7 protein-coding genes are annotated in these 26014 nt (G+C 41.2%); 4 read left to right on the top strand and 3 right to left on the bottom strand.

What is annotated here, in order from left to right; all coding sequences use genetic code 11:
• Positions 1-119: 119 nt before the first annotated feature.
• Positions 120-21620, top strand: a complete 21501-nt coding sequence (locus N7E81_RS18350) for a LamG-like jellyroll fold domain-containing protein (RefSeq protein ID WP_263051060.1) — start codon at positions 120-122, stop codon at positions 21618-21620.
• A gap of 84 nt (positions 21621-21704) precedes the next feature.
• On the opposite strand, the gene N7E81_RS18345 is transcribed toward N7E81_RS18350, so the two are convergent.
• Both N7E81_RS18345 and N7E81_RS18340 read right to left on the bottom strand, forming a co-directional pair.
• Positions 21705-22406, bottom strand: a complete 702-nt coding sequence (locus N7E81_RS18345; protein WP_263051059.1) for a LytR/AlgR family response regulator transcription factor — start codon at positions 22404-22406, stop codon at positions 21705-21707.
• Between the two features lie 36 nt (positions 22407-22442).
• On the bottom strand, positions 22443-23030 hold the full coding sequence (locus tag N7E81_RS18340; protein WP_263051058.1) for a riboflavin synthase: 588 nt from the start codon (positions 23028-23030) through the stop codon (positions 22443-22445).
• Between the two features lie 99 nt (positions 23031-23129).
• On the opposite strand from N7E81_RS18340, the gene N7E81_RS18335 reads away from it, so the two are divergent.
• From N7E81_RS18335 to N7E81_RS18325, 3 genes are read left to right on the top strand one after another with little or no spacing between them, the layout of a single operon-like run.
• Positions 23130-23786, top strand: coding sequence for a protein-L-isoaspartate(D-aspartate) O-methyltransferase (locus tag N7E81_RS18335; RefSeq protein ID WP_263051057.1), 657 nt, complete (start codon positions 23130-23132; stop codon positions 23784-23786).
• Between the two features lie 5 nt (positions 23787-23791).
• Positions 23792-24316: an acyl-CoA thioesterase gene (locus tag N7E81_RS18330; RefSeq protein WP_263051056.1), complete on the top strand. Its 525-nt coding sequence runs from the start codon at positions 23792-23794 to the stop codon at positions 24314-24316.
• Complete coding sequence (locus tag N7E81_RS18325) at positions 24309-24830, top strand: hypothetical protein (protein WP_263051055.1); 522 nt, start codon at positions 24309-24311, stop codon at positions 24828-24830. Before N7E81_RS18330 ends, N7E81_RS18325 begins: the two co-directional genes overlap by 8 nt.
• A gap of 39 nt (positions 24831-24869) precedes the next feature.
• On the opposite strand, the gene N7E81_RS18320 is transcribed toward N7E81_RS18325, so the two are convergent.
• Positions 24870-25970, bottom strand: a complete 1101-nt coding sequence (locus N7E81_RS18320; RefSeq protein WP_263051054.1) for a peroxiredoxin family protein — start codon at positions 25968-25970, stop codon at positions 24870-24872.
• Between the last annotated feature and the right edge of the window lie 44 nt (positions 25971-26014).

Genomic DNA, 26014 nt, shown 5'->3' with positions numbered 1-26014 from the left:
ATTGGGAAAGTGCAATGATGAAAAGGTGTTATTCGAAAAGTTCAAACCCGTATAGAAAAAATTACACCCGTAATTTACTGATTGGAAATTGGATTTTTGTAATGTTAACATCTCAAGCTATGTTTAAGAATTTACCTTCACGCGGACTGCGTACGCTATTCTTATGTCTTATTGTTTTTCTGTTTGGGTCAGGAAAGTTGGATGCTCAAAACCAATCACTTGACTTATCAAGTATTTCAAACAGTGTAGACGTTACATATGATTTGAATCTATCTGAATTTACGATTGAATCATGGGTCTATTTTAATGACTTGTCACTTGATCAAGGGCATTCTATTTTTGCGAAAACTAGTACTAATCTACCCGCACCAATAGATGTGTATGCCTTAACCACAAGCGGAACAGGCCCTATTTCAGTGTTAATGGGTAATAATAGTGTTGTCGCGAGTGGAAACTCAACTACTAACCTAGTGTCAGGTCAGTGGTACCATGTTGCGGTTTCCTATAATGGTAGCCAAGCTACATTATATATTGATGGAGTATTTGAAGCAAATGTTAGTATTGGGTCTGCTAGCTTAGGAAATATAGGTACGATACAAATTGGAGATAGAGCTGATTTAGCTACTAATGCAAATGCTTTGTATGATGATTTTAGAATTTGGAATGTAGCGAGAACAGCTTCCCAAATTACAAATTATAAAGATAGAGAGCTTTTCGGTACAGAACCAGGCTTGGAGGTCTATTTGCCTATGAGTGGTGATTTAATCGATTTGGCAGGAGGAGACCATAATGGAATTGATAATGCTTCTGATGGGTTTTCACTTACTGCCCCATCCTTATTGCCTGCACAAAACAATGGCTTAGATTTTAGTGGGGTTAATGAATATATAGAAATACCGATGACTTTTGGTGCTACTTATACCATGCAAGCTTGGATAAAGCCAGCCAGTATAGGTGCCGAACAAACCGTAATAGAATATTCTAAATCAAGTGCGAGATCTGATCATTCCAATAAATTGGGTATAAATCCCTCAGGTCAATTCTATCATTATGTAGCTCAATCTGCTGCTATGACCATCACAGGCTCAACAGTTATTACTCCAGGTACTTGGTATCACGTGGCGATTACTGCGTCCAATGGGACACCCATGCGTTTGTATGTAAATGGTGTAGAGGAAGCTGCCTCGGCTAACATTGGTACACTTTGGAGTGCTGGTGATATTTTAATTGTTGGAAATCATAACATTACTCAACAAGATTTTGGTGGAGTAATTGATGAAATGGCCGTTTTTTCTACAGTCAGATCTCAAGGCGAGATCGCATTAGATGCCGAAGTAGGTGCGCCGATTGGCGACCCGTCATTAAGAGCCTACTACAAATTCGATCAGGGAGAAGCCAATGGGACCAATACTGGATTGACCACTCTTTATGATGAAACCGGGAATAACAATGGCACTTTGAATAGCTTTGGGCTTGCAGGTGGTGCTACGTCTAATTTCGTAGCATCAGAAGTGCCACAACCCATATCAGTAACAACCAATAATGCCATCACGCTGAATGGTACAAGTCAATATGTGAACGTCCTCGACAATGCAAGTCTTGAGATTACAAGCGGTACCATAGAAGCTTGGATCCGAACTTCAGATGCGGCTACAGGAGATAATGCCATCATGGGCAAAGACAACTTGTATGGCATGTGGGTGGATAATGGAGTTTTAAAAACCTGGTCAGGATCATACCTTAGCTCAGGTGTAAGCGTAGCAGATGGAGCTTGGCATCACGTGGCTCTTTCATTTGATCATGATGTGCCAAACGGTTCACAATTGTATGTAGACGGAGTAGCTGCAGGTGCGGCATTTACCTATGGTGGTCAATCGCCTGGTTCGAATGATTTGCAAATAGGAGAGAATACAAGTTTGAATCAATATTTTGATGGAGAAATTGATGAAGTAAGAGTATGGAATCAGCTAAAAACGCCACAACAAATTGCTGCATTCTACGACAAAGAACTACAACCTAATCATCCTGGACTATTAGCCTACTATACCTTTAATGCGAGCGATGCTACAGATGATAGTGGCAATGGATTTGGAGGAACGTTGAATGGAGCACCAACTTTTGGTACAGGTGCTTCTTTGCTCGAAGCGCAAGCTTTGGATGTGACCGAACCTGGCTATGAGACCACATTCCCACTCGTCGATAACATTGTGGCAGATGGGTTTGATGTTTTTTCAGATCTTACCGAGAACGGGACTACTTACTACGTAGTGCTAGCCAGTGGTGCTGCAGTACCATCTTCTGCAGAAGTAAGAGCAGGCACTGGTAGTAGCGGTACAGGGCAATTGGCCGCAGGGCATCTTGTAGACAATGGCTCAGGAAGTGGAACTATGGTGAGTGGGTTAGCTACTGGACTTTCTTATGATTTGTATTTTGTAGGAGAAGACCTGACAGGAAATTTATTGGCCTCACCTACCGTAAAAACAGTAACTACTATAGCTGTAGACGTGACGTCTCCTACCTTGACAGTAAGTTTGCTAGAGACCAAACATGATTATCTTAATTTTGATATATATACAGATGAAGAAGCAAGTGTTAATTATGTAATGCTGCCTTCAGGTGCTACCATTCCTAATGGTACACAAATACAAGCGGGTACGGATGGTGATGATAATCCAGCCATCTATTCTAATTTTTATTCAGGAATAAACGGTTTTTATACAATAGATATATCTTCTTTGGTTGCCAGTACAACATACGATGTGTATTTTGTAGCGGAAGATCTTTCTGGAAATATTTCTAGTGTACAACCATTGACGGTTACTACCGCACCAGCACCTGTACACCTAGCCGTAGAGACGGAAAGTGTATCCACTCAAGGTTTGATTCCTGGATCGACCAATAACCTAATCTATAAGGTTAAAGCCAACTTATCCAACGGTTCGGCGACCATGATTGGTATGTTCTTCACTCCTAATGGCACCTTTTCTCCGTCAGACTTTACTAATTTTCATTTTTATGAATCGGTAGGAAGTGATGATTTTGGATCGGCGAGTCTCTTAGGTTCAAACCCACTCTTTTCTGGAGATGAAAACATTCCTGATGGCTCTATAGGTGTTTATTTTGCCAGTATCTATACAGATACAGATGTATATTGGTATGTCACCGCAGATGTGGCCGCTACCGCTAGTGTAGGTACTTTTGGGCTCGACTTGCCAGATTCAGATGATAATTTTGGTATAGAAGAGGAATATACAAATTCAGACAATGGGCTGACAGTATCCAACACTTTCAATATAGGCTCACCTGGAACAGGTATTACTGACAACATTACAGTAGATGGTGAGAGCCAGTTTACGCTGTCAGAAGACTTGGTATTGAATGGTAATCAATTCATGGTCACTAGCACTGGTGCAGCCACCATCGACTTGGGAGGTAATGAATTGCAGTTGACAGGAGGAGCTACATTCACCAATAATGGTACGCTCTATTTCAATAACACCACCCTGATTAATCCAACCATATTTACAAACGACGGATTTCTTGGCGGTCAGTTTGCCTGCTCTGGTGATTTCACCAACAATGGCACCTTCTCTCCAGGGTTCTCTCCTGAGTGTACCAATATTGGTGGTGCCTATGTATCTTCTGGTACAGACATTATCGAAATATTTGGTACAGATGCGACTTGTGCATCAGGTACTGGATATGATCAAATCATAATAGTAGGAGATGCCGACTTGTCTGCTGGTACACTGCAAGTCACTATAGACCCTAGCTACACACCAGCGGATAATGATCAGATTATTTTCATCGATGCCAATACAATTGTAAGCGGTTATACCACTACCAATATTCCTGAAGGGTGGAATCTACAATATGATTTCCCTGCTACAGGGCAGGTTTCATTAACTTATAGTGACGATGGAAATGCTTTAATTTTTGATGGTGTAGCCAATGATATAGAGATTGGGAATACTTTTGATTTTAATAATGCAGTAGACTTTACTTGGGAAGCTTGGATTAAACCCAACTCCTTACCAGGCACATATGGCGGTATTATATCTAAACATAGTACAGGAAACCAACCCCTACTAACTACAAAATCAGGTAAAGTAATATGGTATAATGCAGGAGAAAAAATCATCTCTTCTGTGACAATGGTAGCCGATGGCTCTTGGTATCATGTAGCCATTGTAAATGACGCAGGCTCAGGAGTGAGCATGTATGTGAATGGAGCGCTTCAAAATGAAACTGCAGAAAGTACGGCTTTCGCCACGAACACTGTAGTTCTAAAAATAGGAGCCCAAGGGGATGCAGGTGCTAGTTCTGGTTTTTTTGATGGAGAGATTGATGAAGTAAGACTATGGACTGAAAAAAAGGCGGATGATCAAATTAGACAATTTGCAGCTAAAGAAATTCTTGATCCCTTGGCCGAATCAGGTTTATTTGCCTACTATAAACTGAATGAAACGGGAAACACTGATGTCGCCAAGGATTCAAGAGGATCTAATGATGGCGCACTTCAAAACTTCCCTACAGACCCTACGGCCAGTTGGGTGATCTCTGATGCATTTGATAATGCCATGCCAGTGATGATCATCGCTGGAGGAAACAATCAGGACGAAGACATTGATCATGCTACGGCAGTGCCCGCGAGCACACTCGATGGTCGTGATTTTGGCAATGTAGCCTTTGGCTCAGATAGCAAAATCAAAATCTATGAAATCAGAAATGATGGAGTAGGGCCTTTAGGAATTACGGCTGGATCATTTATGACTGGTGGAGCTAATTATACCCTCAGTCCGTTAGCTCCGACCACGCTGCAGCCAGGAGAGTCAGCCAATTTTTCAGTCACCTTCACACCACCATCCAACGCCAACCCATATACCGATCAGGTGAATATCAATAACGATTACAACACAGCTTATACCTTTGGTGTGACGGGTAATGGTGTAGAGAACAATGCATTGAATTTTGGAGGTACGGATGATTATGTAAGCATAGGTAGCTTAGGTGCTTTGCCTCCCAAAGGAACCATAGAGTTGTGGCTGAATGCTTCAGACTTGACGACGAATAAAGGAGTTTTAGATACTGATATAAATGGAGCTGGGTTTAGATTAGAAGCTAATACCACAGGCCCTGGTCTGCAGTTTGTAGCCGATGATGATGCAGGACAAGTGGAGCAATTGTTTAGCGGTGTTATGTCAATAGCGACTTGGTACCATATTGCTATTACATGGGATGTCTCAAGTAACAATGTTATTGGCTATGTAAATGGTGTAGAAAGTTTTAATGTTTCGAATGTGATGGCATGGCCAACTAACCTAAACGACATGGTTTTAGGGACAGCTCTTGATGGAGTATCTGGGCCAGTTGCCGATAGATATTGGAATGGTTCGATGGATGAACTTCGGATTTGGAGTGTGCAAAGAGATCAAACGGAAATTGCCGCCAACATGACAAACTTTAGTTTGGGTTCAGATGCTGATCTGATCGCATCTTACGATTTTAATGAAGGACCTAACCCTGGAGGAGATAATACTGGAACTGTTACTTTATCAGACATCACTTCAAATGGCTTGAACGGAACACTCAATGCATTCGCCGTTGATGGTTCAGTTGGTGGAGGAAATACATCCAACTGGGTAGCTTCTACAGTAAGTTTAAGTGCTACACCAGAAATCACTGTGGAATCCCCTCTTTCCACAACACTTACTTCTAATCAAGCAGTAATAGCGAATGATACAGACTATGGGTATATAGGAGCCGCTGGTTTTGCAAAAACCTTTACAATTAGAAATACAGGTCTTGCCGATCTTTCGATTACAGCTATTACCCCCGATGGCGATTGGACTGTAGTTAATACATCAGAAACTTTACCAACAGTTCTCTCTGCTGGAAATGATATGACTTTTGAGGCATTGGCAGGTACAAACCTGACACAGAAATTTATCATAGCAAACAATGATGCTTCTTTTGAAATAAATACTGCCATTACTGGTGTAGTAGAAAACGCACTCGATTTTGATGGGACTGGTGATCATGTCGAGATCCCTTATGACAATTCTGGAGTCACAGCATACACTATGGAGGCTTGGATCAATGTATCAGATCTAGCTTCTGATAGGACTATATTTTATTCAACGGAAAATGGTAATGAAGGAGGTGCATTTACTCAAGTATTGGCGATTACCACAGGCGGTGTATTTGAACATTATATATGGGATGGAGCTGGTAAAACATTGACAGGAAACACAGTAATTAGTCCGGGTCAGTGGTATCATGTGGCCGTTACAGGAGAAGTTTCTCAGAATATTAGATTATATGTAAATGGCGTTGAAGATGGTACTGCAGTTGCTGTTGGAGATTTTCAACCTGCGTCAGATAATGAATTAAATCTCGGACTCGGTGTAGCTTCATGGAATAATAACTTCAACGGTCAAATGGATCAGTTGCGCTTATGGGATTATGCAAAATCTGAGATGGCAATAGCAGCAGAAGCAGGTATTACCATCAGAGAAGCTGAAGGTTTAGTGCTTTCCTATGATTTTGACAATGCAGGAACAACTAATATATTAAAAGATATTACGGGTAATGGGCTAGATGGAACGTTAGACGCAGCCTTTGATCTGGACGGTACGGATTGGGTGTCCTCTTCCGCCCTAGATGCAGCGCAAAGTGAATTAAGTGTATTTGTAGATGGAGCAGTCGATGTGATTGAACATAACGACGTGGCTGATAGTGATTTTGGTACCTTGTTTGGTAATGTGGCAGAAACCAGAACGGCTCGCCAAACATTCTATATGGGAAATCTCGGGATCAATAACCTAACGGTATCTGGGATCACCGGGAATGCTATCTTCGATATTGAAAACCAACCCACTTTTCCAGCAAGTTTAGGATTTGAACAGTTTGATATTGTTTACAATCCGAGTGTGTCACCTGCAACGGAAGGCACCACTATCACCATAGCTAATACTGCTGAAGCGACTGCTCAACCATTTGTATTCGGTGTATCAGGTGCTTCAGTGCAAGATTTGGCACTCGATTTTGATGGTGTGGATGATTATGTGAGTGTTTCAGATAATGATGTACTCAGCTTTGGAGATGGTTCGGTTGATAAAGCTTTTTCAGTTGAAGCGTGGGTTAATTTCAAGAGTTTAGATGTCTATCAATCTATTGTAAATAAAAGAGGTGCTGGAGTGAATCGTGAGTATAGATTGGCACTTACCTCTTTAAATGAACTTGAAGTATTATTCTTTGACGAGGGCTCGGGAGGATACCTAGAAGCACAAACAGGTGTCGTCGCATTAAATACAAATCAGTGGTATCATGTCGCATTTACTTATGACGGATCATCTGATGCCAATAACATTGTGATTTATCTTGATGGTGCTAATATGGCATCAACGCCTGACGCAAGTGTATATACTGCAATGAGTAATACCGCAAGTGCGCTAGAATTGGGTATGGATGCTGGGTTGCAACCGTTTCATGGCCAAATGGATGAAGTCCGAATTTGGAATGAAGAATTAGATGCAGGGACTATTCTCTCTCATTATGAAGATAATACCGCCTTGATAGGTACAGAATCAGGTTTGGTGGCTTATTATTCTTTTGATAATGCAGCTGCTACACCTTTAGCAGACAATACAGGTATAGATAATGTAGCAGACAAAACTGGAAATCATAATGGTACAGCCAATGGTTTTGACATGGGTGTGCCAAATGACATTACAGATAACTTTGGCAACACCTCCAACTGGGTGTACTCAGGGGCTATTTCTCCACAGATTCATGTAGAGAATGCAGCAGACGCTACTGCAGTTTATTCATCTACCGATGTAGCGAATGTCATATCAATGTCAGGAGCGATAGGTCAAACGACTACCTTGACGCTGAACGTATTTAATACCAGTGGGGAACTACAAAATCTAACATTGAGTAACCCGAGTACTGGTGGTGTGGAAATAAACAATGTAACCATAGGAAGTGCTTCGTTGGCACCTGGAGCCTCTACGACCGTGACAGTTGATTTTACTCCATCTGCTGCTGGTACTCAAACGGAATTGATTTCCTTTGATACCAATGATCCAGACAATCCCACTTTTACATTTATTGTTGAAGGAACTAGTTTGAACGGTCCAGCGGGTATTAGCGATGGTATAGTCGCTTGGCTGAGAGGTGAGGATGCCTATACAGATGGTAGCGGATGGCCAGATTATAGTGGTACAGGCCAGGATTTTACTTCTGTTGTAGATCCAACTGTTTCATCTACTGCTATTGGGTATCAAACAGGTCTTGTATTTACAGGAACTGAATATTTAGAGTCAGATAATAGTTCTATTCTAGGAGGAGGAAGTTACACTAAAATTGTAGTTTCAAGATTGACTGCTAGCGGCGCTATTAGTAATGTTTTGAGTTCAGGGATTAGCAGTAATCATGCATTATACTATGAAGCTACAGGTGAACCTAGTTTCTGGCATTTTGATAATGTTCTTTCTTCTGGAACCGATGAAGCTGGAAATGCCCTTGTGATGTCTGGTATATATCAAGGGGATAATCTAGGAGATGATGATGACTCTTGGTTATACATCAATGGTACATTAGAAGCTTCTAATACAGGGTCTACTAATAGTTATACAGACGGAGGTCCGTCACAGATAGGTGCTTATTTGTCTTCAAACTTACTGACTGGAGAAGTTGCTGAGGTAATTATATATAACCGAGTACTGAATAGTACAGAATTACAAAAAGTAGAATCCTACCTTGCTTTGAAATATGGTATTACCTATACCAATGGAGACTATGTGTCTGCTGCAGGTACACAAATCTGGCAATCTGGTTTGGGGTATGACAACGGCATCATCGCAATTGGCCGAGACGATGCATCAAACCTTAATGTCAAACAAAATTACAATGTAGGAGAAGGGAAACTCTTTGAAATCGGTGCGGAAGAAATTGCCGCAAGCAATACTGCAAACCTTGCTTCGCTTGCAGATCAGTCTTTTCTTATAATGGGACACAATGGGGCTGATATGACCTATGCCAATAGTGTAATTACTAATGGGCCTTCTGGTCAAATAGCACGTATGGCTAGAATATACCAAGTGCAAGAACGTGTCGGAGACATCACGGATGTGGACATTAAAGTAGACCTGACGGCGACGAATAACTGGCCTGCAGCAGCGGCAAGTAATTATGTGCTTTTATTATCAGATGATGATATAATTTGGGTCAGCGCCACCGAGATAGCGGCTACTACTATAGCAGGAGGTATTGCTACTTTTGAGGACATAGATTTATCTGATGCTAAATCTATGACTATTGCATTTACTGCAGCGCAATCCTCTGATATTGTGACTAATTATACAGCACCTGCTGCGGTAAACTATAGTGACAACGTGGGTACTGATGTAGATGATCCAGAAGGATTGGGTATAGGAGCACTTATTGGTGAATTTACCATCAGAGATGGTGGAGGCTCAGACGATGGAGATGCTCTTGGCACTACCTTAGAAGACATCACTTTACAAATAGAAAATCTTACCAGTATGGAAATAGCCTCTGTGGCCTTGTATAACGCTGCTGGTGATACAGAGTACGCCGAAGTTACTTTGTCTGGCGCTGGCAATAATGAAGCCGTGTTTACAGGGTTGTCCGCTGAAAACATTACTGCTGTAAATAATGCGACCTCGATTACATTTAGAGTGTATGCAGTGTTCAATGATATAGCACCGTATACCGACCAATCCTTGAATGTGGGTGTGTCTCTTACTTCTGCATCTGCAGTGAACACAGGCTCTGGATTTGCAACGATCACTCCGGGTGCTACTTTTATTGATGTATCAGGTGGAGAACAAGCACTTGATGTAGTGGCCGATCGACTAGAGTTTACAAATGGACCTGCATCTACGGTAGGAATAGACGCAGCATTTAGCCTCACAGTAGAGGCTCAGGATGCATATGGCAACATAGATACTGATGACGTATCTGATGTCACTATTTCTGAAAACTCAGTGGCAACTGGTACTTTATCTTCTGCAGGAGGATTAAGTAGAACTTTAATTAATGGTACGTTCACTTTTGCAGATTTAGAATATAATGCAACCCATGGTACTTTAGATTTGGCCGTAGTAGATGATGGCGCATTGTTGACTAGTGATTTAATGAGCGATGCGGATGGCTCCTATACTACAGCCTCTTTAGCTGTAGTAAACCCTGGGACTACCACTACCATATCTAATGGTGTATTGACAGGTATCGTAGTAGATGCAGATAACCATAATGATGTAAATACCACTTTGCTAGGTGTTTGGGATTTTGTTATTACTGATGCAGGAGACGATGGGTTGGATACCAAGTTTGATGGGTTGACCATTGCTAACGGTAGCGGCATTTCCAATTGGGATGAAATCATTGCCTATGCAGAATTGGATGACGACAATGCTTCAGGCCCTGCCTCAGCTTTGGCAGGCACAGTTTCTGCGAATAGTCTTGTGTTTAGTTCGATAGGAACGGGCAACAATGCATTGGGTAGAGTAGACGAAGGGGATACAAAGACTTTTACGTTGTCAATCTATCTTCGTACAGATATGCTTGCTGATAGCCTTGTGATCGACAACGAAGATTTAGAATTTGTAATTTCTGAAACTAGTTTCAATGCAGTACCAGGTAATAGTGGTTTTGTTGTTAATACCATAACCAGTCCGTTGGTCAATCTACAAGCGGGAGCGGTCACGCAATTAGTGGCAATTGGCGACCCTACAGCTTATATTTCACAGCGCGAAGATGGTATTGAAGTTACTGTAGGTGCAGCAGATCAATTTGGCAATATTGATACAGATTATGCAGCTGCATCTAATTTGACTATCAGTACAGATGTAGGTACTATAGAATCAGGGGATATCACAGCTTCTTTGGTTGGTGGGTATTACACCACAAATATTATTATGAGAGCCCCTGGCGCTTATGATGTGACGGTCACAGAGACAGAGCCAGGAGTACTCTCTGCTCAATTTGTCACACAGACAGCTACAGTCATAGACACACGTAAGCCGATTATCAAAGACTCTGATTTTGTAAACAACCTAAGTCCATCTAATGGGGAATCGGCTGCTTTGGCAGTAGATGAACTCAAAATGGTGTTTTCAGAAAATATAACAGCTAGTGTAGGCAATATCAAGATTTATGATCTCAATGATATATCCACTACCATTGAAACTATCAGTGTCAGCAACGTCCTCAAAGTAGGGGTGGATAAAAATACCGTCACAGTATCTTTGGCTAGTCTTTTGGATAAAAACAAAACCTATTTTGTAACGATAGACAATACTGCCTTCCAAGATGCAGGTGGAAATAAGTTTGCAGGAATTTCAGGAGCAGGTACTTGGAGTTTTACGACCAAAGATGGTAAGCCAGTAGTAGCTACTACTACACCCGCTACAGGAGTAGGTTCAGTGTCAAGAAATTCTAATATTACTATTGTTTTTGATGAAGAGGTGACTTACGGAACGGGAAGCATTACACTAGTAGGAGATGGTTCTACCAATATAACCATTGATGCTACATCAGGCGAAGACGGAGGTAGCAACCTAGTTGTATCAGGGTATGGTACCAATACGATTGTGATCAATCCACAAGGAAGTTTTGATTCTAATGAAACAATTACTGTAACTATTCCAGAAACGGCTTTGACAGCTGTAGATAATGGAGAAGCCTTCGATGCAGATGGTGATGATTTTACAGATGTAGGTAATGAAGTAATCTCTTTTACTACTGTGACCACTACAGATGTGATAGGACCAGTGCCTGATTTGACAGTAGGAAATTCATCTCCATACAATGGCGAAACGGATGTATTGCTAGGGGTAGGTACACTCATTATTAAATTTGACGAGCCTATTCAAGCAGGTAGTGGCAATATCAGACTGAATGCAGTGACGAACCCAGATATCCAGATCTTATCATTTGGAGCAAACAGTCCTAAACTTACCTATAACGGGGATCAATTAGAAATTGACATTTCAGCAGTAGGAGACTTGTCAGGACAAGTGGAGTATTATCTTGAAATTCAGCCTGGAGCTGTAGAAGACTTATTGGGTAATCCAACAAACGGTTTTACAGGAAGTGCTACTTATGCATTTACCACGCAAAATGAATTAACCCCTCCTGGAATTGCTGAAAGACAGCCTGCAGATAATTCAAGTGATGTGAGTACAGATGTGAATATTGGTATTCGCTTCAATGAGCCTGTAGTATTTGGGCCATCTGGTACGGTTACTTTGTATTTATCTGCTTCGGGTGAGATCGTAGAGCAATGGGACGTGACTACAGACCTTGACCCTGATCACACAGATATGACTTACCCAGCAGGTACTTTGACGCTGTCTGGAAATTTATTGAGACTCAATCGTACCAATGCTTTGTCAGGTTTGACAGGATATAATGTCCGTATATCAGCAGGAGCACTGGAAGATTTTTCAGGCAATGACTTTGCAGGAATACTTACTGCTAATCAGTGGAATTTCACCACAGGGGCGGAAGCGGTTGCTACCTTTCCAGAATTGGACTTGGCAGCTACTGATTATTTCTTGCCTAATGATGGATCTACCACTCTTACTTTGACTCCAAATATTAGCTTCAAAATGACAGAGCCTGTCAATGGAGTAGACGGACAAAGTATTACGATCTATGATGTTACTAATAACGAAGAGTTCTTGGTGCTGGATGCTACAGACTTCTCTATAGATTATCTAGGAAAAACCATTGAAATCAATAATGTAACATTTGATTATAACACCACTTATTATGTGGAAATCCCTGCAGGAGCCATTGAGGATAACTCGGGCAACCCTACGCTTAGTCCCATAGGAGGAGCGGGTGTATGGGAGTTTACTACCTTATTGGATACCAAAGTACCTGAGGTCGTTGTATTGAATGTGCCACTTAACACTGCAGTGGATGCGCAGGATGCCAGAACATTTGTTATGTCGTTTGACGAACCTGTACAATGGGGTGCTGGCGCAGTTAAATTGTACTATACGGATGCAGATGTAGCACCGATTGCTACTTTAGATGTGACTACACAGGTCAATTCTGTAAACCATGTGCCAGAAGATTTTGATATTAATGATGGCGGGTTAGATTTCGTAACAGGCTCTTGGACGGCTAATAGTGCAGCACTAGCTGGATCCACTTTGGCTGTAGGTGGAGTAGGAAATGCCATTAGTATTGGCTCTGCCAATAATAATAACTTGGTGACGCCATTTATAAAAGACATCACGGGTGTTGAGTTATCCTATCGTTCTGCAGGAGTTGGCGCTTGTGAGTTTGAAGTATGGTACTCTACAGATGGTGTGGCTTTGACTACTCAGTTGGGCACGGCAGTTAATACAAGCAGTACTACATATGCTACATTTAGCGAAGTCATGACAGAAGCTATGGACGGTTATCTAATCGTAAAAAGCAATGGTAATGGAACGTTCAATGTTGTCGTTGATGATTTTAATTATATATCTGCAAGCAGTCTCAGCTTTGAGTTGGATTTGCCTTCTGGAGGTACGGGATATTACATTACAGTAGATAATGGTGCGATTACTGATGTTACGACTGCGGTTGATAATGCTTTTGAAGGATACGCACAGTCTCCCGTTTCTGGAAGATGGAAATTCACAACCAATGATGATTTGATTAACCCATCACTTTTGACAGGACTTATATTGCCAGCAGACGATGCAGCTACTCCGGTTTCACCGATCGATGTAACAGGGTCAAATGATGAAATATTCTTAGTGTTTGACGAACTGGTTTCGCCACAAGCAGGGAAGTATATCAATATTTATTATTTAGACAATGATCACTTGGCACATGCGATAGCAGTAAATAGTGCAACCCCAGTTGTAGTCTCAGGAAACACGACTTTTACTTATGATATTTCTGATTTAGTAGGAAAAGAACTGACAGGAGGAGTAGAGTATTATTTCACTCTTGAAGCTAATGCTTTCCTTGATGAAGATGGAGCCCCATTGGGTAACGCATTGTATGGGGATAATACAACCTGGAACATCATCACTACAGGAGATGCCATCGCACCGACTATTTTCTCTAAAACACCTGCAGATGATGATTTGTTAGTTGACTATACTACTAATTCATTGCAAATTGATTTTACTGAAAGGGTGACCGCGTCAGCAGGTATTGAAAGTATTCAGATTGTAGTAACTGCTACCAACGAAGTGGTGACTACGATCCCAGCTAACTCAGGCACGATAAATAACATGGTGCCTGGATTAAATGGATCTAGAGTAACTTATACAGTAGCCCTTTCGGGTAATACTGCTTATCATTTATTGATTGATCCTAACGCGTTTGTAGATGCGGATGGAAATCTATTTGCAGGTATTGTGAATAGTACAACTTGGAATTTCAAAACCACAGCGGAACCAAATTCTCCTGAAAACAATCCAAACTTAGTGGATTTGTCGCCAGCAGTAGCAGAATATGATATTGCCTATTCAGGTTTGACTGGAAGTTTTGTTATAGGAGAAGCAGTAACATCCAATGGTGCTATAGGTACTGTGATAGCCAATTCAGGTGCTGTACTTACCGTTTCTTATACTTATCAAGTGGCTAATTTTATCGTCAGCAATTCAATCATTGGTGCTACTAGTGGTGCCAATGCTACGATTGACGGAATTACTCAAAAAGTGACACCTACTACTTATGCCATTGATACAGATTTGGTATTGACTTTTGATGAACCAGTTACTACAGGAGCAGGTACAGTAACTGTACAGAACTTTGATGGGAGTAGGACTCAAGTAATCAATGTCAACAATGGATCTTTAGTATCTGGATCTGGTACCAATGTGATTACGATTGATATTCCTCAAGATTTAGATACAGATGATCTACATACAGTGTTGATTTCATCAGATGCATTTAGAGATGGGTCTAATCTTTTCTTCGAGGGTGCTGTGGCGGGTGACTGGCAATTTACTACACAAAGTGGAGTGGAAGTTACTGCCGTGACAGGTACTATTACCGCTTGTGTGGGGCAAGACCCAGTTGTACTAGGTTCAAGTATATTGATTGATGAGAGTAATGTTGATGATTTTGGAATAGGTACGGATGTAACTTACGAAGTCAGTTTGACCAATGGGTTCTACTTTGACAATACGGTAACTCCAACCTTTGGAGGTACAGTTGCAGGTGATATCTCAGCAATATCTCATGCTTATATCAATAGTGACCAAACGTTGCGATTGACTTATACTGTAGATGGGGTTACTGCTATAGATCAAATTGAAATTGCAGGCTTATCAATAGGCATTACAGGTACTTCAGAATTTGCTACAAATATGCCTATGTACAGGTCTGGTGGTACAGCAGTTCAGTTTGGTAACGAGGTCTATCACGGACAGGTGCATATCAATATGCAAAGCGATAAAGTTGAGCTGCCAGGTGTTTTACAGACCAACGTGACGATTTGTGAAGGGGATAATGGTACAGCTGCTTCGGGAAATAAAGAAGTGGATTTTGATGTAGCCATCACACCAGCAGCTAGTCATACCACACACTGGTATGCCAATGGAGACTATACAGGTGAGATGTTGACTTTCACAGACATTAATGCACCTACTTTTGCAGAATTAGGATTTGCAAGTGGTGTGGCAGGTACACAGACAGTATATGTGTCTCAAACGATCAATGCCACAGGATGTGAGAGCCAGTTGACTCCAGTCACGGTGACTATCCTTCCTGCACCAGATGCTCAAGTGCTAGCAGGTAGTAATTTAGATGAAGAAATTGGAGGCTTAGGCAACGTATGTAGCTTTGAACAAATTGAATTGGGTAAACCAGGTAATGCTGGTTTGACAGGTTATACATTTATTTGGGCAGGTACTAATGTTCCTGTATCATCACCTAATCCGAAATTTAATGCGCCACAAAATACAGACGATGTTGGATTTGGAGTAGAAAACTACCCATATACCCTAGATGTAATAGATAATAATCAATGTGAGTCATTAGTACAAGGGGCTGTGAATGTAAGAATTGACCCACGAATAGATGTTTCCATGACGGCAGTCAATGGATTGGCTTTTACAGATAACGATACTGATGGCAAGGAATTCCAAGGTCATGGAAATGTAACAGGTTTTACGCCATTATTTGCAGGTACCGCTCTGAGTAATGGAGATTATTCAGGTGATCCAGCAACTATCGAATTCAATCCGAGTTTGGCAGGAGATGGTACTTTCCCTATTAGATATATCTTGAAAGACAATACTACAGGGTGTTCAGATACTACTTCATTTGATATTGTAGTGAACCAAGCGGTAGCTATTTTTAGTAATAGTCCTACTCCTGATCATTGTGAAGATGCAAGTGATATAGCATTAGTGATGGAAACAGGAGGAATGAGTGGTACACAGCAAGTGTATCAAGTTTTGGCTACTGCTTATGTAAATGGCATCGTGACAGACATCACTGCAGATGTGATTGATGGTACGCCAGGATTGGGGAATAATACAGGTTGGGATTTTGACGCGAATGCTGTGTTTGGAATCACAGATATAGATAAGGAGACTAATGGGGCTGTGAAAGTGACACTTCAGAGGCAAGTGGCTGAGGCAGGGCCAAGTAATTTCACCGTATTAGGTACGCAGGTATTTACTGTTTATCCTTTGCCTACATTTGAAATCACCAACGTGCCAGAATATGCCTGCGCAGATGGTAGCGACATAACTATAGCAGCTTCAGTGAATGGTGTTGCAGGTCGAACCGTAGACAACTATTATATTGAGAAATTTGACGGAGTCAATTGGAATCTACAAGGAGCCAATCCTTATGATAATGGAGTCGAAGCAGACAATCTATTAGAAATTTCAGAAATTTTCAACGCGCATGGTTTAGGGAATTATAGGTTGATCGCATCCTCTAAGGTATCAGATGATCCAGTGATAGGTTCTCCAGGCTGTGCGGTATTAGATACGGCTGTTTTTGAAATTTTGGCGAAACCTACAGCTCCTTTATTACTTACGGATTTGAGTGGTATTGGAGGACTCGATTATGGTCATGGGTTCCCTGATAATTATGCCCTCGAATTTAATGAAGGAGACACCATTCCTGATTTGACTGCAGAGCAGGCAGGTTCGGAAGTAGTAAGGTGGTACAACAATGCCGATAAATCTGGAGAGTTTATTAGCGAAGGAACGAATGGATCTATATTGGATTCACTTACTTTATTCAATACCTCTACGCCAAATGGTGGAATCAACAAGAATTTCTACTTCACACGTACGCAGGATGTAGACATCAATAGCTCTGGTTTTGCAGGTTGTCAATCCAATGTGAGAATAGTCAACATGAAGGTGTATAATTCTGCTGCAGCACCGATCATTGATGCCAGTGCTTTGACTGCAACTACAAAACTCAGTGGCAATAGGTATATCTATGAGTATTGTGAAGGAGAAACACTAGATAATGTAGTATTGACTAATAATATCAGTGATACACGGTCTTATTTCTTCTTGTTGAATGAAGCTCAAGATACTAGATCGGACGTGACTGTTAATACGATTACACCTGCCATGTTTGGTTATGCAGGTGCATTGGATACTGATATTACCTTCTATATTGTGCATGTTCAAAATGACAGTACGTTCTTAGATCCTGCTGCACAATTTGCAGGTACCTATAGCGATACCACAGAGGTTTCGTTTGTGTTGCATAGTATACCTGCAGACCCTATTATTTCGGACTTTGCGGGTATTGGCAATGATGATACTTATAAGTTCTGTGTTGGTGCAGAGTTACCACAAATTGAGACTCCTAATTTGCAAGATATCATCTATGAATGGGCAGAGGATAATGTCGGTACTCCTGGCGTGGTTATACCTACAGCAGTACCTGATGGTAGCCGTGCAACTAAAGCAGAATTGGTTTATCCAAGTGCTGGCTGGGGAGGTACAGGCAAAGATGTGCAGCTCTTCCATGTTCGTGGGTATACAGGGACTAATGAGGAATCTGGTTTTGTAGGTTGTCCTACTGCAGGCTGGACACCAGTAGAAATTACTGTTTATCCGCAGCCAAGTGCAATTACAATAAATGAAGTTAATGATGGCGTTAACGCCAATGGAAAGGGTGTATTCAGTTATTGTAGAAGTCAAGATGTATCGTTAGAAACGATTCAGTTAGATACTTATACAACGAGTACAGATAGTATCACTCAATTTAGATGGTATTCAACCAACCCTAACGGACTGACGTTGACTCCATTTTTGCAATCATCCAATTCAACAACCCCTGCAATGGTATTCAGTGATGTATTCAATTTTAGTGAAATAGCCAACAGGTCAGATGCTGATATTAATGTTGCTGATTCAACTAGAATCTATATCACTCAGGTTACCGATGGTCTTTGCGAAAGCCCATCCTATCCAATAGATATTATAGTGAACGAAGTTCCTGTAGTTGACTTTGTGGATTTTGGAACTGTAAGTGATTTTACTGCACAGTATTGTAATGACAATGGAGTGGTACAACTTCAAGGTAAGGAGGGAGGTGTGAACTACACTGGAGGAAATGATTCATGGCTGATTAGTACAGGAGGGCTTACCGAAAGTGCTGATTTGGGGCAGTTTGATCCTAATGCAGCAGCTCTTGCCGCTGGGCAAGGTGTATATGGAACAGCCACCACTCATGATATTACTTACACTTATACACATACTTATACACCAGTAGACACTTATGCGCCTATCGCTTGTTCTAGTGAGATTACAAAGACGATCACTGTGCATGGATTGCCATATGTAGATATTACCAATAGTACTTTAGTAGATGCTAATGATCATACATTATCTGCTGATGGAGCAATACAAATTTGTGAAAGCGAAGATGATTTCTTAATAAATGGCGTAGTTGCTGGTGGAATAGGGGGGACGGGTTCTTACAGTATTGTAGGAGCAATTAGTGCAGGGCCTATCGGATCAGGTGCTTCTACGACTATCTTTCCAGGAGAATTAGGGGAGGCTATCGAATTGGCAGATAATACATTACTAAATCATGCTTTTGATATTGAATATGAATTCACTACTACTACAGGAGGTTGTGTTAATTCTATAATAAAAACAGTTACGGTGGATGTGCTTCCAGAAGTTCAGTTTGAAGTAGATGGAGGGTGTATTGACCCAGATGTACAGTTCCATGCCGAGTTGAGATTTCCAGCTACTTCTCCATATGTTTTAAGTGATGATGCGGTAGCTACAGGCAACAATTTGGCATTAAGCTGGAGGTACTATTATGCGAATGCTGCAGGAGTACCCAACCTGTCAGATCCATATGGATCAACTACTGATTTTGGTGAGGATGTAGATGAAACTTTTGACCTTCAAGGAGAGGAGACAGGTACCTTTGCTGCTATTCTCACAGCCCGTACTGAATTAGGTTGTGAGTCAGAAGTTGATGAACTGTACACTCAGAAAAAGGTAAGTATATTGATTGATCCTAGTATTTCTTTTAAATGGAAAGGAGTGACAGCAGGTGAATCAACTGAATTTATTTTCAGAGAAACATTGTTGAGCCTTGCACAGATATCTCGATATGCTGTTTCTTATGATAGTGGGGCAGTTTATACGCCACTTACACCTGTAGCACAAAGTGGACTGAAAGAAGATGGTTTAGATGTGTTCGATCCGTTTACCCACACATTTCCTACAGCAGGTAGATACGATGTCGCTTTGACTTTAGAGTCTACCAATATATGTTACGATACGTTGTTTCATGAGGTAAATATTATTCCATTGATTGATGTAGCTTCATTGCCTGAGGCTAAATATGAAGAATCATTCGATGTAGGGGATTTTAATCCAGATACTGATGGATGGTATGTCGAAAGATTGAAAGATGATGCACTATCAATTGTGGAATTTGCAGAAGTAGGTACACTTACTGTGAGAGATCATAGTTGGGTATGGGGAGGTTTGGATCTAGAAGGGCTTGGTCTAACAGATGGACAGAGTACAGGTGATTTGGCATCATCTGCTTTAGGGGCTTGGTCTACCACTCGATTTGATGATATCAGTACCAACCCAACTTACGATTCTCTCAATTATCATTACCTCTCAGGTGAAGATTCATGGTTGTATACACCTGCATTTGATCTTAGTGGATTGAGTAAACCAATGGTTCAATTCAATATGATTTATGATTTTGCTGTGAATCAAGATGGGGTAGTTTTCCAATACTCCCTAGATGAAGGAGAATCTTGGGTGCCGTTAGGGTCTTATAGTACAGATAATGGAATCACAACAGGATTAGAATGGTATAATTTTGACAACGTACAGTCTGATCCAGGACAGCAATCTTCTTCATATGGAGCATTGACTGCCATGGGCTGGTCAGGTTCCGTGTCTAACCCTGAATGGGTAAGCGCAAGACATAGATTGGATAATATTCCTGTTGCTGAACGAGATCATGTTAGATTTAGGTTTGCTATCTCGGGTACAGAACAAGCCAAAGATGGATACTTCGGGTTTGCTTTGGATGATTTTGCAATCCTTGATAGATCCAAAAACGTAATGATCGAACAATTTGTAAGTGTGTCAGATGAAGCAGATGGAGCGGCACTGAATGCTGCTACTGCTAGCCTTAAGAGTGCTATACAAAGTATACTCCCTTCTAGCGGTGTAGCAAGTCGAGATGAAGTTGTACTTGCTTATCACTCAGATTTTGGTGTATTGGATCCTTTTAATTCGGTAAACCCTTCAGGGCCGAGTGCTAGATCAATATACTATAATGTAGATCAGGTGACTTCCATTTTGGATGGTCAGCTGGGAGGAACAAGTGTATCAGCTAAGTCTGGGGATCTGACTTGGACAGAGAATGATTTGAACTTGAGGGCATTAAGGGATCCAGGTTTTGAAATTGTATTGACTGCTGATCCTTCAGCTACAGCTACACAAGTGAAAGGAACGATAGCATTTAAGGCTAATCAAGACTTTGCAGCAGGCACGGAGTTTAGAGCTTATGCAGTGATTATGGAAGATACTGTTGTTAGATCTGTTGGTGGTGTAGCAGGATTTGGTAATGTGATGAGAAAGTTGCTTCCATCAGGGTCGGGTAAGTATGTGAAACTGACAGAGGAACTATCCAAAGGCGAGTCATTGGTTTTTGGAGAAGTGAGCGAGTTGCCAGTTTCATGGGATTTGGCTAATATCAGTGATGACGCAGAGTTGTCCGCTATCATTTTTATCCAAAACAGTCAGACCAAAGAAATCTATCAGTCGGTGAAGGTTGACAATACGCATACCTTTGTAGGTACTAAGAACTCGTCGATTATTACTGATGCAGAGGAACTACTCACACCCAAGGATTTTAGTATGTATCCAAATCCAACAGATCATGAAGTGTTTATTCTCTTCGATCATTTGATCCAAGAAGATATGAGATGGACGGTATTTGATCAATCAGGAAGAGTATTTGACCAAGGTGAGATTAGAGCTGGCAAAGAGGGCTTTAGTTTGGAAACAACTAGATTTCCAAGCGGGTTGTACTATATGTCTATCAGGGGAGAGAAATCTGATTATGAATTTAAGAAACTGATGGTGACCCACTAATAGTGGTGTCATCTCTACTCACAAAAAAGCCCCGCTTGAATATTTCAAGCGGGGCTTTTTTTATGTGATTTTCTAAAGAAACTCTTAGAGCATATTTAGTCGCTCAAAGACTTTCTCTCTATAAGAGACTCCTACAGGAATGTACTTTTCATTGATCACTACGTTCATGTCTTCGAAGTAGTGAATCTTGTCGTAATTGATGATATAAGAGCGATGCACGCGCCCGAAGGTGCTGGCAGGGAGCTTCTTTTCTATACCCTTCATGGTGTGGTGTACGATGTGCTTACCTTTGATTGTATTGAAGATCACATAGTCTGCCATGGCTTCAATAAACAGGATATTGTCTAATATGATTTTGTAAATTCTAGAGTCAGATTTCACATATAACTCATGAAAACTTTCCGCTTTTTTGCGAATGTTTTCTAAAGTTTCATTGGCCTTTACGGCTGCTTTTAAAAATCGTCCGTAGCTAAAGGGTTTTACTAAATAATCCGTTACGTTCTTTTCAAACGCCCGAACAGCATACTTTTCTGCTGAGGTAATCATGATCACTTGATAGTCTGCAGTCAACGATTCCATGAGTTCTATGCCAGACATTTCTGGCATTTCTATATCTAGGAATATGATATCAACATCAGGATTGTCCTTTTGAAGTAGAATATTGGAGGCCTCTATTCCGCTCGACATCTCATGTGTCATTTCCAGAAAGTCAGTCTTCTCAACGTATTTTCTTATCATGAGCCTGGCCAGCTCATCGTCATCCACCACCATGCATTTCAACGCCATAGTCTAAGTCTGATTAGTTACGATTAATCTGTTAATTTACTTTTTATTTAAAAGTTTAGAAACATATTTCCCAATAATATCAAATTCAAGATTGATCGTGTCTCCCACTTCCAAGGTTTTAAAACTAGTATGCTCCATCGTATATGGGATAATAGTCACTGAAAACTTACCATCACCAGAGTTGAAGCAGGTGAGGCTAATGCCATTGATGCAAATGGAGCCTTTTTCGACCGTTACATTTCCAGAAATTGGATCATATTCAAAATCAAAAATCCAGCTTCCATCTTTAGTTTCTTTATTTACACAAGTACCAGTCTGATCTACATGTCCTTGCACGATATGCCCATCGAAACGCCCGTTGGCAATCATACACCGTTCTAGGTTGAGGATACTGCCTTCTTTCAAATTGTTCAAATTGGTCTTGAGGAGTGTTTCCTCTACGGCAGTCACTTGGTGCCAGTCGTTTTCTAGTTTGGTCACGGTGAGGCATACGCCATTATGTGCCACACTTTGATCTATTTTTAGCTCATGGCTAATGGGGCTTTGAATGGTGAAATCTAGATTAGTGCCTGATTTTTCTATGGCTTTTATAGTGCCAATACTTTCTATTATTCCTGTAAACATGCGTTCTGACTGTGGTGTTAGAATTTAATGTAAGATTAGCTAAAATATAGATGGCTTGAAATGATCAATAATTAATTTATCTTCTAATTTTGGCTACCCATGGAATTGACGGATAGTTACAAACACAAAGGAATGAGAAGGTCGCTCGTAAGGAAGTTGCGAGAAAAGGGAATCACTAACGAACGGGTGCTGGATGCCATTGGTAAAATTCCAAGACATTGGTTTTTTGATGAAATTTTCGAAAGTCATGCTTATCAGGATAAAGCCTTTCCTATTGCAGAAGGGCAAACGATTTCTCAGCCCTATACCGTAGCATTTCAGACCGACCTATTGGAAGTCAAACCGGGTAAAAAGATTTTGGAGATTGGAACAGGTTCAGGTTATCAAGCGTGTGTTTTGGTAGAGAATGGGGTAGATCTGGTGACCATCGAGTACAAAGAAAAATTATCTCTTTTAGCGCAGCAGATGCTTAAATACATGGGATACAGTCCTCGTTTTATTATTGGAGATGGTTCACTAGGATATGATAAGTTTGCGCCTTACGATGGAATCATCGTGACAGCAGGAGCACCCACTGTTCCTAAGGCATTGATAGATCAATTGAAAGTAGGGGGGCATTTGGTGATTCCAGTAGGAAATAGAGACCAGCAGAAAATGCTGCGTTTGACCAAACAGCCTAATGGTAATATTACCAAGGAAGAATATAGTAATTTCAGTTTTGTGCCCTTGCTTGGGGACGATGGCTGGAGAAAGTGAAAAATATGAGTAGAAAGAAACAAAAAACGCCTTCAGAGTCGCTGGCCATTATGACCGAACTGGTGTTGCCCAATGACACCAATACGCTGAACAACCTGATGGGAGGAAAGCTGTTGCACTGGATGGATATAGCCTCGGCGATAGCTGCACAGCGCCACTCCAACCGCATCGTGGTGACGGCATCAGTAGACAATGTGTCTTTCTCAGCGCCTATAGCTCTTGGCAATGTGATCACACTGACGGCTAAGGTGACGCGTTCGTTTAATTCATCTATGGAAGTGTTTATCGATGTGTCGGCCGAAGATATCCCTGGCGGGAAGAAAATAAGTAGTAATCAGGCTTTTTATACCTTTGTGGCGGTAGATCAAAGTGGCAGCCCCATAGATGTGCCTGATATCGTACCTGAGACCGAAGAAGAAAAAGAGCTTTATGCAGGGGCTTTAAGGCGCCGGCAGTTGCGTTTGGTCTTAGCCAAAAAAATGAAACCAGAAGACGCAACAGAACTCAAATCAATTTTTATCAATGAGTGAGTCAAATGATTTTTTGAAATTTCTGATCAACGAGGATATCTACGTCATCGATGGCCAGAATGAGGAACCTCCAGTTGTTGAGGCTAAAGAGGCTCCTGTAGTGGTAGAGGCTGAAAAGGCCATAGAAGCACCTGTGGCGGCCAAGATAATCATACCAGCTAAGCCAACTAAGCCAAAGCACGAGGTGATTATTCTATTTGATAATCCGATCGCAGAGACATTGCCTGCTGTGGACATGGCGTATTTAGAGAAAATATTAGGCGCGATCGGTCTTTCCACCGAAAAAGTGGATTTTTTGAATGTGGCAAAGCATGCACCTAGTGTGTCGGGCTATGCTTATGTGATCGCCTTCACCCCCAATCACCAATTACCAGTATCAGTGAGCACACAGCAGTATGTTAGTGTGAAGTTGGGAGATGCACAGCTTATTGTAGCTGATGCCCTCAATAATATTTCAGTTTCGAAAGATCTTCGTTTAAAGCTTTGGGGTGTACTGCAGCAGGTCTTTAAATAAGATTGCCCGAGCCATTGCCGGGCAACTGCTCATTTAGGTTTATCCAAATATCTCTTTTAGCTTGGCTTCTAATTCTGGCCCTCTTAGGTTTTTGGCTACAATTTTTCCATCGGGTCCGATCAAATAAGTGGCAGGGATAGAATTGATTTGATATATCTGAGCTGCTTCTGATTCGAAGTATTTCAAGTCTGATACTTGTGCCCATGTGAGCTGATCTTGGGCAATGGCCTCTACCCATGATTCTTTTTTTCGGTCTAAAGAAACACCCAAAATTTCAAACCCTTTGTCGTTATAGGCTTGATACATACGTACAACATTCGGGTTTTCCATTCGGCATGGTCTGCACCATGCAGCCCAAAAATCGATCATTACATACTTGCCTTTGAATGAACTGAGCGTTACAATCTTTCCTTCTGGATTAGGAAGTGAGATCTCTGGAGCAGGAGAGCCTATGGCGAGCTTTCTATAGGCTTCCACTTTGTCTACTAGCTGTTTGGTATAGCTAGAGTTGGGGAGTTCTTTTTTGTACTTTTGAGCCAAGCTATCCATGAAGGCAAATTCAGCTTCTTCGTCTATAAATGAGGTAGCCAAAATACCTGCGATAGATCCATCCATCTTCATGATTGCTGACTTGATTTGTTTATCGTTGGCTGTTTTCATTTTCATGAAACGGCTTCTAATGTCTTCTAGCGCAGCCATGTTGCCATTGTTTCGAGCCTCCATAAACTCACCATTCAATGCTTGAGATTGTTTTTCAAAGTCTTGTTTTAAGGTAGAGAGTTGATAGATGTAATCCATATCTATAGATCCCGAAACCTTATATCCATTTCGAGGGTCGTTTTTATCTTTTACCAGTTGGATGTCAGATTTGTCCAATATCATGTTGGTAACATGCCGATTGTAGAAGTTGAGACGGTAGAAGCTAGGTTCGGTTACTTTTATCGTTCGGCTATATACGCCACTAGGTGCTAATTGAAAGGAGTCAATGACGGTCAATTGGTTGTCCATGATCAATTCGATTTTAACCCATTGATTTTCCTCTGGGTTTTCATAAGTACCTGATATGGTCACACCTTCTTTTTTGGCGCAAGCTCCTACTAAAAGCGCGCATGTGAATAATAAACCTAAGTGCTTTGTCATCTTCATAATTTTATTTTTCTCAATAGCCTTTCCCAACGGGAAAA

Origin of the sequence: Reichenbachiella carrageenanivorans (assembly GCF_025639805.1) — a bacterium.
In the GTDB taxonomy this organism is placed as follows: Bacteria; Bacteroidota; Bacteroidia; order Cytophagales; family Cyclobacteriaceae; genus Reichenbachiella; species Reichenbachiella carrageenanivorans.
The sequence above is the reverse complement of the archived record's forward strand: the minus strand, read 5'-3'. Positions and strand labels throughout refer to the sequence as shown.

What these genes read in the sequence shown, in the direction of transcription:
- N7E81_RS18350 (WP_263051060.1), top strand. Translation starts at nt 120, where the DNA reads ATGTTTAAGAATTTACCTTCACGCGGACTGCGTACGCTATTCTTATGT.
- N7E81_RS18345 (WP_263051059.1), bottom strand. Translation starts at nt 22,406, where the DNA reads ATGGCGTTGAAATGCATGGTGGTGGATGACGATGAGCTGGCCAGGCTC.
- N7E81_RS18340 (WP_263051058.1), bottom strand. Translation starts at nt 23,030, where the DNA reads ATGTTTACAGGAATAATAGAAAGTATTGGCACTATAAAAGCCATAGAA.
- N7E81_RS18335 (WP_263051057.1), top strand. Translation starts at nt 23,130, where the DNA reads ATGGAATTGACGGATAGTTACAAACACAAAGGAATGAGAAGGTCGCTC.
- N7E81_RS18330 (WP_263051056.1), top strand. Translation starts at nt 23,792, where the DNA reads ATGAGTAGAAAGAAACAAAAAACGCCTTCAGAGTCGCTGGCCATTATG.
- N7E81_RS18325 (WP_263051055.1), top strand. Translation starts at nt 24,309, where the DNA reads ATGAGTGAGTCAAATGATTTTTTGAAATTTCTGATCAACGAGGATATC.
- N7E81_RS18320 (WP_263051054.1), bottom strand. Translation starts at nt 25,970, where the DNA reads ATGACAAAGCACTTAGGTTTATTATTCACATGCGCGCTTTTAGTAGGA.